This is a genomic window from Citrobacter sp. Ca225, from assembly GCF_030337175.1.
Lineage (GTDB): Bacteria > Pseudomonadota > Gammaproteobacteria > Enterobacterales > Enterobacteriaceae > Citrobacter_A > Citrobacter_A amalonaticus.
Genome location: NZ_JAOWCD010000088.1, coordinates 1 through 13,433, shown reverse-complemented (window position 1 = coordinate 13,433; position 13,433 = coordinate 1). Strand labels below are relative to the sequence as shown.

5 protein-coding genes and 3 pseudogenes are annotated in these 13,433 nt (G+C 51.5%); 2 read left to right on the top strand and 6 right to left on the bottom strand.

What is annotated here, in order from left to right; translation table 11 throughout:
- From OGW13_RS16675 to OGW13_RS16660, 4 genes and pseudogenes are all read right to left on the bottom strand, one after another.
- Positions 1 to 2,882 (bottom strand): autotransporter outer membrane beta-barrel domain-containing protein (locus OGW13_RS16675; protein ID WP_287116307.1); only part of this gene is annotated, 2,882 nt, incomplete at its 3' end.
- A gap of 598 nt (positions 2,883 to 3,480) precedes the next feature.
- Positions 3,481 to 5,025, bottom strand: coding sequence for a peptide MFS transporter (locus OGW13_RS16670; protein ID WP_043001668.1), 1,545 nt, complete (start codon positions 5,023 to 5,025; stop codon positions 3,481 to 3,483).
- Positions 5,026 to 5,547: 522 nt separating this feature from the next.
- Positions 5,548 to 6,381: pseudogene (locus tag OGW13_RS16665) on the bottom strand (class I SAM-dependent methyltransferase); the annotation flags it as partial.
- Positions 6,382 to 6,487: 106 nt separating this feature from the next.
- Positions 6,488 to 7,177: a Crp/Fnr family transcriptional regulator gene (locus OGW13_RS16660; protein WP_043001670.1), complete on the bottom strand. Its 690-nt coding sequence runs from the start codon at positions 7,175 to 7,177 to the stop codon at positions 6,488 to 6,490.
- A 331-nt stretch (positions 7,178 to 7,508) separates the two neighbouring features.
- On the opposite strand from OGW13_RS16660, the gene OGW13_RS16655 reads away from it, so the two are divergent.
- On the top strand, positions 7,509 to 7,823 hold the full coding sequence (locus OGW13_RS16655; protein ID WP_043002012.1) for a PTS sugar transporter subunit IIB: 315 nt from the start codon (positions 7,509 to 7,511) through the stop codon (positions 7,821 to 7,823).
- Positions 7,824 to 7,918: 95 nt separating this feature from the next.
- Here the strand turns inward: OGW13_RS16655 and OGW13_RS16650 are convergent, their stop codons facing one another.
- Both OGW13_RS16650 and OGW13_RS16645 read right to left on the bottom strand, forming a co-directional pair.
- Positions 7,919 to 8,815, bottom strand: coding sequence for a PHP domain-containing protein (locus tag OGW13_RS16650; RefSeq protein ID WP_224267569.1), 897 nt, complete (start codon positions 8,813 to 8,815; stop codon positions 7,919 to 7,921).
- Between the two features lie 364 nt (positions 8,816 to 9,179).
- Positions 9,180 to 12,950 (bottom strand): annotated as a pseudogene (locus OGW13_RS16645) (autotransporter outer membrane beta-barrel domain-containing protein); the annotation flags it as partial.
- 70 nt (positions 12,951 to 13,020) lie between these two features.
- Here OGW13_RS16645 and OGW13_RS16640 point away from each other — a divergent pair.
- Positions 13,021 to 13,433: pseudogene (locus OGW13_RS16640) on the top strand (IS5-like element ISKpn26 family transposase); the annotation flags it as partial.

Sequence of the window (13,433 nt, the reverse complement as noted above, 5' to 3'; positions counted from 1 at the left end):
TGCTGTGCGACGTTGCCCCACAGGGCGACGTTCTTCGTCAACTGGCCTTCAACCCCGGCTTTCAGTTCGCCAATATTGCGGGCGCCTTTCAGATTCACATTTTCACCGTTCATTGCGACGCCAAAGTCTTTGCTGTTGTGGATCCAGTTGGCTTCGACAAACGGCTGGAAGGTATGGTCTTTGCCGTCGTCCAGTGTGTTGTGGCCCTTGCCGAACAGACGGACGCCGACGCGTGTCTGGATGTTGCCATCGCCGTTACCTTCAACGCGGGTACCGTTAACTTCTTTGTGCTCATCTGCCTTCACGCCCATCCAGGTGATCTGGGCTTTTGGCTGAATATACAGCGCGTTACGCTCGCTGAGTTCGGCCAGTTTCCAGGTGTAGCCGGATTCAACAGAGGCGGTGAAGCCCTTAGAATCATACTCTTCAGATTCGACGTCACGACCAGAAACGGTGTTATCAAACCAGCTGTACTGCGCCCAGCTATCGACATACGCGCCTTCGTGCGTCGCGTTGTCCTGCAGCCAGGTGCCGTACAAACCAACGCTGTAACCACTGATGCGGCTGTCGGCCCGGTTACCGTTACGCTGGTTTTCGGCACGCGCTTTCTGGTTCGCATAACCGGCCATCAGACCCAGATGGTAGCGGTCAGTGTTGTCCGAAGACCACTGCGCAATGTCGCCGCCCAGTTGCATGACATAACGGTTGGCCTGCATATCCAGTTGACTACTGCTGTCTTTCTGACGGGTATGACCGCCCACGTTACGCAGCCACATACTGGTGACGGCTTCTTTGCCGGTCAGCGCGTCCACGTAATGCGTTTCGCCCAGACGATCCTGCAAACGGGTATTGAACAGCGTGTTCGCCGCCTGCAGGTTCATGCCGTACAGACCGGCTTCCGGACGCACCGCGTGTTCGCGCGGCGTCGGAGTTGGCGGCTGCGGATCGGTAGGATTCAGAGGATCCAGCGGAGTAACCGGAGACAGGGCGCTGCTCAGATACCAGTTTTTATTATTCTCGCCTTCACCGCGATGCAGGGTGTAGTCATACGCACCGGCCACGATACGGCCATTTTGTTTAAACACACCGTCAGAATTGCCGCCAACGCTAATCAGTTCGATGCCCGACGTCGTCAGACCGCCCGCGCCCCCGGCGTTCAGTACTTTAACGTTCGTGGTGCCGGAGGTGTTGCCCGCAACGATCATCCGGTCAGTCGGTGAGCTGTCATCGCCCAGTTGGGTGTTCATCACGAGATTACCGTTAGTGCCTGTGTAATCACCGTCCACTGTCAGGGTTTTGAAGCTCGCGGTATCACGCGTCAGCATACGACGCTTTGTGGCGGCTGGCATAAAGGTCAGCGTGGAGTCATTCAGCGTCAGGTTGGTGAGCTGAGAACTTTTGGTCATGTTCCAGGCCGAGCCGTCGGCCAGCGACAGGTTATTCACTGCATTGCCGCTGGTGACCATCCCGCCGACGAAACGCGACTGGTTAATCGCATTCACATCAACCACGGCGGAATCCAGGGCTTCAATCGTCCCGACAACGTCGATTTTCTGCGGGTTAATCGTCACGCGGGAGTCGGCGTTTTCCGCCAGAATGGCAGTGGCATCCGGGTCGTTGTAGTTAACCCCCATCTGTACCCCACCGTTCAGCGTGATCTCGCCGCCTTTATTCGCCTGAACGTATTTCCAGCTCCCGCTGCGGGTGGTATCGACAACATCAATGTTCAGACGACCATTAATGTCGATTTTACCCGCCGTGAGCGCATCTTCTTTACTGGCCCGAATGCCGGTACCGGTTGTTTGCTGATGCCCCTGAGTGTCCAGCGTGATATTCAGGTCGTTACTGGTAAACTGCGAAGCGCCCACGGACTCGACACCACTGAGAACCGTACTCTCCGCGCCTGACTTCAGCAGCAGGCTCGTCTTCCCTGCCATGGTCACATGTGCATCCAGATCAACGCCGGTGAGACCATCTGAAACCCAGATCCCGGAAATCACGCCATTCGCATCGTTCACGGTGACATCAATAGCGGTGTCGCCCAACGCTTCAACGTCAGCCCCGTTAGAACTGATACCGTCCGCATACTGATCGGCGACGGATGTAATCGTGGCATTTTTATAACGAATCAGTGAACGGTCGGCATCCACACTGGATTCCGAATCGAGGCCGACGGCGTAGAATGTCCCCTTACTATTGACGATCAAATTTTCAGCGTTGATTTTCGATCCCGACTTTGCATAGATCGCGAAATTCTTCCCATTCGCCCCGGTCACCGCAGAATTAACCGTGGTGGTGCCGGTTAAGGTAAAGACGCCATTGTGTTTATTGCCCAGAATGCCCGCAATATCTTTGCCATCACGCTTTTGACTCATATTTATCGTCAAATTATTGGCAACGATCGAGCCTTTTTGCGCGAGATAGGCTGCACTGTTACCACCCACCTGAACGATACCCACCGCATACATGAACTGATAATCATTATCCAGCGGAATGTCTGGTCGCCCCTCGACGGTGCCTGGAATGACATCGCCGATGATATGATTCACGGTAGTCCCTGAACCTAAATTAATGGTTCCGCTGTTGGCGACAATCACTGTCCCGTTGGAAATTAAAAAGTCACCGTTTTCAAATTCGCCCCCACCCGAGACCGTGGGCGTTCCGCCTGGGTTGGTAATGGTTACACCACCATTATTCGCCACGGAGATCGTATTGTTTTCCCCTGCGGTGCTAATGATTTTATATTCCTGATCTTTAGCGATGATCCCGCTTCCGCTAATAATACCATCTACATCATGAATGACTGCACCGGCGTTATTTGCCATTAACAGACTACTGATTAACAACGCCATGGTTGTTAATTTAAATTCTTTTCTCTTCATATCAATTCCACTGTATCGAAATAACAGCACGCTATACATCGCATGATTAAATGCAGTGTATTTGTGAATGCGTTAAGTAAAAGTCACGGCAATGTAACGTATGTCCTTCCGACCCAAACGCCCTGAGTCTCATTGCGGTATTTAGGCAATATTTTCCAGATATCAGGCGTGAGAACAAATGAAATGATCTTAGCCATGATGACAATTCAATCATCTTAAGAACAAAACAACAAAAGAATATAATTCCTTAAATGACATTATATACAGCATATCATTTCATTAAATGCAGTTCAGAAATGAGGTGTTTAAGAATAATTAATCTTCACTTAAGATCTTTCCTCATTAATCAGACATAAAGGATCATGTGAAACCTCATTTTGTGAGGAAGAGTGACGGTATTTCGCCGATCATCTCCGGCAACATAGCGACAACAGGCCGACGTTTTTTCAGCCTGAAGCATGTTCTAGTGGGAATAGCATTAACGATTATGAGACGGGCGTTTGTTCGTCAGAATAAAGATTTTACCTGGCAAGAAAAAATAAAACCGGCGCATCAGGCACCGGTTTTATCTGTGAGTGTTAATTATCGGTCAGGCATTTTACGCCGGTTTTTGCTCCGTTTTCGTTTGCGCGTTTTCCAGCATCCGACGCACCGGAACAATCAGCACAATCAGTACTGCCGCACAAATCAGCAATGCAATGGAGCAGCGGGCGAAGAGATCAGGCAGCATGTCCAGTTGGTCGGCCTTAACGTGCCCACCAATCAGACCCGCCGCCAGGTTACCTAAAGCGCTGGCGCAGAACCACAGGCCCATCATCTGACCCCGCATTCTTTCGGGCGCTAACAGCGTCATGGTCGCCAGACCAATCGGGCTCAGACACAACTCACCCAGCGTCAGCATCAGGATGCTGCCCACCAGCCAGAACGGCGATACGCCTGCTCCACCGTTGCTCAGGACATTCTGCGCCGCCATCATCATCAGGCCAAAGCCCGCTGCCGCGCACAGAATACCGATAACAAACTTGGTGATACTGCTCGGGCGCACATTTCGGCGCGCCAGTGCCGGCCAGGCCCAGCTAAAGACCGGAGCCAGCAGGATGATAAACAGGGCGTTGATCGACTGGAACCAGACGGCTGGAATTTCGAAATCTCCGATCATGCGGTTGGTGTAGTCGTTCGCGAACAGGTTGAACGAGGTTGGTTTCTGCTCAAACGCCGACCAGAAAAAGGCCGCAGAAACCAGTAAAATAAAGCAGACCAACAGTCTGGCGCGCTCTTTGCGGGTCAACCCGGCAAACACGAACAGATAGATAAAGTAGAGCGCCACAGACGCGGCAATAACGTAGACCAGCATGCTGGCAACGGCGACCGGATTAATGACAATCACGCCCTGGGCAATCAGCGTCACAATGATGGCAACACCAACGGCCAGCGCCAGCAACCAGCGTCCCACGCCGTTTCTCTTCACCACCGGGCTGTTCCAGGTCGAATCAAGCCCCACTTCGCGGTCATAGCGTTTCATGGAAGGAACGGCAAACACGCGGAAGATGATCAGTGCGACCAGCATCCCGATCCCACCGATACCAAAGCCCCAGTGCCAGCCGTGAGATTTGATTAACCAGCCAGAGATCAACGGGGCAATGAATGACCCCATGTTAATCCCCATGTAGAACAACGAAAAACCGCCATCGCGGCGGGCATCGCCTTTCTTATAGAGGGTTCCCACCATGACCGAGATACAGGTTTTGAACAGACCCGACCCCAGCACGATAAACATCAAACCGATGAAAAACAGGTTGTCGCCCATCCAGGCCGACAGGGCAATCGACAGATGGCCGAGCGCGATCAGGATCGAGCCGTACCACACCGCGCGTTGCTGCCCGAGCCAGTTATCCGCGAGCCAGCCGCCCGGCAGCGCTGCCAGGTACATACTGCCGGCAAAAATACCGACGATAGCAGACGCATTTTCCCGCGCCAGTCCCATGCCACCGTCGTAGACGGTCGCGGCCATGAACAGAATCAGTAACGGACGAATGCCATAAAACGAAAACCGTTCCCACATCTCCGTGAAGAACAGTGACCCCAGCGGATAGGGATGGCCGAAGAACGTTCGGCTTTCGTTTTTATTAACAGAGGAATGCATAATTTCTCCCGAAATGGTGTGTTGTCTTGCTTGTAGCCGCTGAATTACCCGCCGACCATTCATCTATCTGGTCGATCATTCACATCCAGCGAAATATTATTTAACCATTTGATAACCATAAGACAGTTTTGTCTAGTGCCAACATCGGGACTTTAAGATGAAAACTCGATAGATGTCTAGTTTTGTAGATTTTCTGTTTGATAAACAAGGATAATGATTGACTTTAAAGGCTTGCAAATAATTGCCTATCAATTTTTTAATAAACAAGGTGTTATCTACAAGCATTGTCCCGGGAAGCGCGAAGGATCGAGCTGTATCTTCCAGGGCATTTTTTTACTGAGATACTTGCACGGGAGGTTGAATCGCTTCGCCGTCGCCCGAATGACATGGCTGAATCCTGAGGATGAATCATGCCCTTGCCAGGTAAGGTTCCCTGTTATAGCGAAAAGCCCGACAGCGTAAGCCATCGGGCATCGGGTTTCTCTGGTTGCAGCACAGAGCAATTGTCGTTTATACCATCTCTCGACGTCCCATCAGGGCGTAGAGCTTGCCGGCAAAGGTTTCACTGACCGGCCACTCTTCAGCGGCAATACGGGTCGTCGTGTGAAAACCGCACTGCGCCAGCAACTGCAAATACTCGTCATCCCGCCAGGCCCGCGTCTGGCTGCTAAAATGCACAACGCTGGCATCGGCCTTGAGCGCCCAGAACGTCGTGGTGCTGGTTTGCGTTTCTTCATTCCAGCGATTTTCGCTTAATAACAGATGCGGTTCGGCGAGAAAAAGCCCCTCTGGACACCGCTGCCAGGACGCGGGAGCCATCCCCTGTCTTTTGACCTCGTCAAACGTATGCACTTCAATCAGCAACTTGCCCCCCGGCTTCAGCCAGGCTGCACTACGCGCCACCAGCCGTTGCGCATCCTCAAAACTGAAGACATTGATTTCACCGAAGGTCATCATAACGAAATCAAACGTGCCATCAGGCTGGTAGTCGCGGACGTCCTGTTCCTGATAATCAATATCCAGCGCTGCGCTCTGCGCCTGTTCTCGCGCCCACTGCACAGAGGCCGGAGAAAAATCGACGCCAGTGCAATCAAATCCGCGCTGCGCGAGACGTTGAGTGTAAAATCCGGGGCCGCATCCCAAATCAAGTATTGTTGCGCCCACGGGAAGCTGGCGGGCGATCCAGTCGACCTGTTGTTCAATGACCGAGAGTTTACGACTGGCCCAGTCGTGTTCCTGCGACAAATGGTTTTCCAGCATCCTGCGGCTGAAATCCGGATCATTCCACGGGATCTTTCCGCCCGTTTCACGATCGTTGTATTGTCCACTCAGAAGTGTCAGTTCAAGAAGATTCATCCGTTGATCTCATCGTAATGTACCTGGTGGCTGAAATATCGCTCCAGCCTGCCTTCACAACGGGCGCATTATCTCATGCTTCCGGGATTATTTACCCCACTCCAACTCACACCAATTCAGATTTGTCAGCAGGAAAATCTGATAAGCGAACAGGATTAATCACCTTCAGGGTTTTATTTTTGTGTTGAATAATCCCTTGCTGCGCAAGTTTTATCAGCGCACGATTGAGTTGCCTGACAGAAACTCCCAACATGGCCGCGAGCGACTCTCTTTTCTCCAGTTGAATTGTGGCGCCTTCGTTTTGCGTTTTAATAAGTAAGAATTTACGCAATTTAGATTCCACCGAAATCGCGCCACTGGAATGGATCAGTGAATTATGCAGTAGTTTATGACTTAAATTCTGGCACATAAAAAGAAGAAAGGCGGGATCGTTCATCGCGTGTTCTTTTACGGCCTCGACCGGTAGGGTCAGTAACCATGAGTCCGTTAATGCCTGAACGGAACCGACGGCCTTACTTTTCTTAATGGAGAAAAGTTCCATTTCGCCAACCACCGAAAAAGGCGTTTCAAAAGAATAAACCGCGTGCGTCCCGTTTGGATTATGGCGCTCGACCTGCAGTTTACCGTCAACCAGGAAATAGAGATGCGTCAAATAGGTGTTTTGCGTCATCAGATACTCCCCGGCATCAATTTTGACCAGACGCAGTGTCGCTAACAGGGAGGGGTTAATTATCGCCGACAACCTGTTCGTTAAAATAAACCGCTCTTTTAAGGCACTGTCATTGATATTTTTCATCTTCCCCTCGACGCAATCCCATTTTCCCTTTATGGGATAGCACAATAAAGTGAGCGCGGCGATAACAAAAAGGACATCTGTCTCTTTTACTATCGCCAACTCCCTGTGTTGTCACATTGATGCGAATTGACTACTGTGCGTACCACACCTTTTCATGACGTGTTCAGGAACTCAGTTCCACTTAAGTGTCATCAACCTGTCTTCACGGCAGGAGGCACCAGAGGTCTGCGCTACCGACGCTGAATATATTTGTTATGCAAATAAGATGTGGCGCTCATTTTTTGAACACAGCCAGCCCTATTCTGTGAACCGTTTTCAGGAGATCAAAAACTTGAAAAAGCTTCTGATAGGTTGTTTGTTCGGGAATACGGCAAATTCTCTTGCCAAAAAGATGCAGGTACTGGCTGAAAGCCGCGGCTATCCTCTCATGATAAGCGCGGTGGGGCTGGATAATTTCGAAAGCGTGGCGCCCGCTTTCGACGGTTTTCTCATAGCGCCGCATATTCAGTACAAGCTCAATGAAATTTATGACATTGTCGGAAATGCACGCCCTGTCGCCATTATTGAAAGCCTGCCCTACGCGTCGCTGGATGCGGAGAAAGTGTTAAACTTTGTGAAGGAGAAAATGCCTGAGCTGGCAGCCTGACGCCGCAACGTATTAGCCGCTTCCGCTCATGAATAAGAATAACAGGGGCAATCTCAAAAAATTAAACCCGGTGCGTTACGCCGGGTTTGTCTATGTTAATAAAGCGTCACCCTTTCAAGAATTTCCAGCGTCTTCGGCAGTGCGGCCGCCCAGGGCTGGCTGCTGCCCATCTTGATGTTGGGCTTGTTTTTACCGTGGAAATCGCTGCCGCTGGTCGCCAACAACGCTTTATCCAGCGTGAACTGATAAAGTTCGCGACGAAGTGCTTCATCATGATAGCTGGAAAAAACCTCCACGCCCTGTACGCCGAGCGGCAACATTTGCTCAATCACCGACAACGGCTTTTCCTTTACGTTGGCACCGATATGCGCAATCACCGGAATACCGCCGTTATCAATAATCATCGACGCCATCTCTGCCATGGGCGGCAGTTCAACCTTCACATGACAGGGTTTGTCGCGGCCAAAAAAATCCCAGAAGAAGTTAATCAACGGCATGTCGCTGCGAGAGTTCCCTGCCCGGTACGGCAGCAACAGTTCATGATTCGCATTGCGCGCATCCTCTAAAATTAACTCCGCCATCTGCTCTTCCTGCGGAACGCGATCGCCCGCCAGGGCATACAGGCGATCGACGTCAAGCTGGAACCCGAGCGCCCGAAGTTTCGCCAGTTTCAGCGGGGTCGCGACGCTTTCCAGATGGTGGAAATTCTGCTCGACGACGTCAAAATCCCGACAATCACGACGAAAACCGTAGCCCAGCAGATGATAGTTATTACCCGCAAACGAGCAGTCAATTTCAATGCCCGTCATCACTCTCACAGCGTTTTCATTGCCATAGTGAATAGCTTCCTCAACGGACCGCGCCGAGTTGTGATCGGTTATCGCCAGCACCGCCAGGTTCGCCGCTTTCGCCATTGTCAACAGATCGCTGACAGGGAAATCCGCATCGTCGCTGTATACCGAATGCATGTGCAAATCGATACGCTTCATCATCTTCTCCTTAAGCTGATATTCAGGTACTGCAGGCACTATATGACCAGGCAGGGGATTAATACAGCGCCGCGCGCGCGAAAATTCTGAGTTTGAAAATCAGTAGAAATATCGGTGCGGGTTAATCCGTTTCTCATAAGGAGAACCCGAGGGGAGCATTACGTTCGTCCCCTCATTGTGAAAACGATTAATTTTCCGAATAAAGGAAATAATCAAAATCGGCATTAATGCGCTCGCCGGTGAAATCCTGACAACAACAGATGAAAAATCAACAAAGGGATATCTCTATGATCGATAATCTGGAGACCTCATCGAAGACTTCCGACTTTAGTGGAGAGTGTCTCATGACACTCTCCACTAATATCTGTCAGAACATATAACGGAAATTCGCGTTTATCGCGTTATCCACGTTGTACTTACCAAAGGCGGATTTCTCAAACTCCAGCCCGAAGCGCATGTTGTCCTTTATCTGCGCATTCATGCCGACATTGAACAACATCCGGCTGTCCTTCTCCCCTTTAATCCGTTTCTCTCCGGACGCATCACGAAGTACGGTCTCGCCGTTATTCAGCAGGTCGAACTGCCAGCTGGTGCCGGCCCGGGCCGTCACGCTCCAGTCCTTACCGCTGAAGGTTTTGCCCAGCTCCACACCTGTCCGGCCGACCAAGGGACTGAAGTCCTTGTTCTTCATGCTCAGGTCCATATTTCCCTCTTTCCAGCGGAACGTTTTGCCGGACACCGCGCCATAAACCAGTTCGGCCTGCGGCTCAATAAAGGTGTCCTCCGTCAGGTGATAACGGTAACCCGTTTCGGCACCGGCATACCAGGAGTGCGTACCATAATGCTTCGTCCCCAGACCGGCAAAGTTGCCTGTGTAGTCATTGTCATGGTGAATATATTTACCAATCAAATCGATATAGGCACCGGAATTAAACAGCGCTGAAGCATACAGACCGCCGCCCACGGATTTTGTCTTCCCGCTGAACGCATCACTGTCTGCGCTGCTGTCGGTATAGGTCATCGTGACACCAGTGAACAGGTCCACACCGTCCAGCGTATGTTTTTTGTCAAAACCGACCTGAACGTGAGTGTAGTTATCACTGTACCCGCCGTCTGCTGAACCGGCGCCGTTCATGATACGGGCCCAGGCTCCGGCATCACCTTTCGTGTCACGCAGCTCCCCCATACGTTTATTCAGATTGTTCACTTCCGTCATGAAGTTTTTGTAGCCGGCATTCATGAAACTGTCCGCCTTCGCCGCAGCGGCTTTGTCAGCCTCTGCTCTGAAACCATCCAGAATCCACTTCGTACTGCCGCCGGTGGTGTCGACATGCAGCGTCGGTGTCACCCGGCTGAACCCCGTGACCCGGGTACCGGCCTTAAAGACATCCCCTGCCGTGCCGGCCGGGGCGCTGACCAGCGGGATGTTCAGGGACTGCCCCGGAGCCGGGTTCTTCATAAAGCTGACATTCAGGGTGTTGTCTGAACCGCTGGCTTTCCCCGTCACGCTGATTTTATCGGCGTTTTTCAGGTCAGTACGCAGGACAAAGTCACTGCCCGTGGCATCAAGCGTGTTTACCGTCAGGGTGCGGAAGGCGCCCTTTTCTTCAGACTGTACCCGGCTGTTACGGGCCGTCAGGTTGTTGACGGTGGAATCTCCGGTCAGCTGCCACAGACCACTGTTCATGCTGACGTTTCCCTTACCGCCGGTGATGGCACCGTAGTATGCCGCGTTATATCCACCAAACATTCCTTCAGCCAGTGCGGACGAAACGGAGGAAGACAGCGTCCCGGGCGCATCCGTTCCAATACGGACAGCGGACGGGCTGGTTGCATGAATGTCCCCGGAAACATGTGCCCAGTTGCGGATGTCCAGAGTGGCATTGTTGCCGGTCAAATCGTATCCTTCTGTCATAGACAACATCGGCGTGAACTGACCGTCTGAGCCGGTAACCGGCGTTCCGCTCAGGGAAAGCGTACCATTCTTCCCAATCTGAACCCGGCCGTCACTGTAGAGCCCTTTCTGTGCTTTCAGATGACCGCCGTCACGAACGGAGAGAGCAGAGTTCACGAAGATACCGCTGTCCTGCAGCACGGCCTCAGATGAGGTGACGTTTACCTGACTGTCATGAGCCTCAATCCCGCCGGTGAAGCGGTTGTTAATGTCCAGCGTGGAGCCTTTCTGCAGCGTGATATTGCCCTGATACTGGCTTTCCACCGGAGAAGATGTACCTTCCTCCGGATTGACGTAATTACCGGTACTGTCATTTTTATCAATAATGACCTTATTACTTCCCAGCGTGATATGGCTGTTGTCCGACTGTATGTCACCGTTCAGGACAGCATTACGTGAAAGATGGAAGTCAGCATTCTTCAGCGACAGCGTTTTCAGTGTGAACTGACGGTTCTCCCAGTCTTTCTGGGTCAGGGAGACGGGGGCACTGCCGTTGACTGAAGCATGGATAACCGGATGCCCCTGGAAAATCAGACTGCCCCCCTCTTTACTCAGGTTTCCGCCAGGCAGATTTACGGAACCATCCATCACCACCTTACGTTCACCCGGCAATTGCGGGATAGTGACATCCATATTCCCGGTCAACTGGCCATGATAGATGACGGGCTGTTTTGCACGTTCAGCCAGGACCCGGTCTTTTACTGTCTGAATGGCTTTGTTTTTATCAGTACCGACAAATTCCCATTGTTTCGGGTCATTCAGGCTGTTCCCCCACAGGGTATTACCATAGGTGGAGGATTTAAGAATATAGTAGGATGTCTGTCCATTCAGATTACGGCTGTATAAGCTTCCGGGTGTACCTTTTCCGCCAAACGGATTAACAGTACCAATCGGGACGCTGACTTCTTCATTATTTGCTGTAGACAAATTCAGTGACAGGTGGGATTTATTCGCGGCCTTGTTTGCAATGACCGCACCATAATCAGACACCCGCAGACGAGTGAAAGTGATATCGTTACCGTTCAGGTCAAGCACCCCTCCCCGATAACCCCAGGAGATATTATCCGGGTTAACCTGTCGTGAATCCGCAAGCACAACGGTCGGACGTCCACTGGCAAGATTGACTGAGCTGAAAGCCTGGACATTTCCTGCGGCATCAGGCTTTTGAGCCAGAATGACAGTCCCGTCCCCGGTTTTAAGCCCGCCGGGATTAACCCCGATACCGCTTACGGTCAGCGTCCCTTCACCAAGTTTATGCAGGTTGTCACCGGCCACGCCGTTGACCTCCCAGGTCACATTAGTACCTTCGTCCGTAACGATACCGGCACCTGTCCATGTTTTTCCGGCGTCAGCAGACACTGTGTAACTGTCTTTAAATTCCAGATAGCCGGCCCCCTGCGTTACGCTGTCTTTCAGGAGAATTGTGCCGTTCAGTCCACTGAACACCAGATTTTTGCCCGAATTGAGGTCTTTTCCTTTCTGACCGTGCATATCCCAGGTTGTTGTCCCCTGAGACAATGTGCCAGTACCGGTATTCTGGTCAAAATGCCAGGCAAGAGGTTCTTTACCAGAGACAGCAGCGACAGGGGTATCGAAATCCTCTTCCATAACCTTATTCAGATAATCGGTCGGAATAACGTTCCACCAACTTGTTGCTCCAGTAAGGCCAGCATAGGATCTTAAAACACCAACCATGACCCATTTTTTTTGCAATGAGTCGTAAGCAAAAAGCGGTGAACCACTGTCTCCGGGAACGCCATAACTTGGTATGATCCCATTAACCGGATTGAAAGTCTGGCCGGGGTTGGTAACAATGGTTCCGTTTGAAATGAGGGGAGTACCAATTGTTCCCCCTGTTTTAAAAGCATATCCGCCTGCAATCCTGGTTAATTTTCCATCCCTGTCTTTTGTATATTGCGCTCCACTCCCCACACGATAAAACTCCGTATAACGTTCAGTATTTTTATAGGCATTAACTTTGGTACCTTCAGCTGTAACGCTGACAGGGGCAACTTCAGTGACCAGTTTATTCAGGCGTGGTGCATGGAAATCAGTAGAGGGGTGATCATTACGATCGACTATCGTATAAGTATTTTTCCCATCACCGAAACTGACACTTTGATAACCACTGTTATGTTTCACACTGGCCAGATACTGCGGCGAAATCAGTGTGGCCACCCCACTGGGGAAGGTGCGAACAAGTTCCTGATATGAGATCATCATATTCATCCGGAGCGCATCCCAGAGGGACATCATGAGCCATCAACTCACCTTCGCCGATAGTGAATTCAGCACTAAGCGCCGTCAGACCCGAAAAGAGATTTTCCTCTCCCGCATGGAGCAGATTCTGCCATGGCAGAATATGACCGCTGTCATCGAGCCGTTTTATCCCAAGGCGGGCAATGGCCGACGGCCCTATCCGCTGGAGACCATGCTGCGTATTCACTGCATGCAGCATTGGTACAACCTGAGCGACGGTGCCATGGAAGATGCCCTGTACGAAATCGCCTCCATGCGCCTGTTTGCCCGATTATCCCTGGATAGCGCCCTGCCGGATCGCACCACCATCATGAATTTCCGCCACCTGCTCGAGCAGCATCAACTGGCCCGTCAATTGTTCAAGACCATCAATCGCTGGCTGGCCGAAGCAGGCGTCATGATGACCCA

Excerpts from the sequence above, each read along its gene's own strand:
- OGW13_RS16650 (WP_224267569.1), bottom strand. The coding sequence starts at position 8,815 with ATGATGAAGCGTATCGATTTGCACATGCATTCGGTATACAGCGACGAT.
- OGW13_RS16670 (WP_043001668.1), bottom strand. The coding sequence starts at position 5,025 with ATGCATTCCTCTGTTAATAAAAACGAAAGCCGAACGTTCTTCGGCCAT.
- OGW13_RS16660 (WP_043001670.1), bottom strand. The coding sequence starts at position 7,177 with ATGAAAAATATCAATGACAGTGCCTTAAAAGAGCGGTTTATTTTAACG.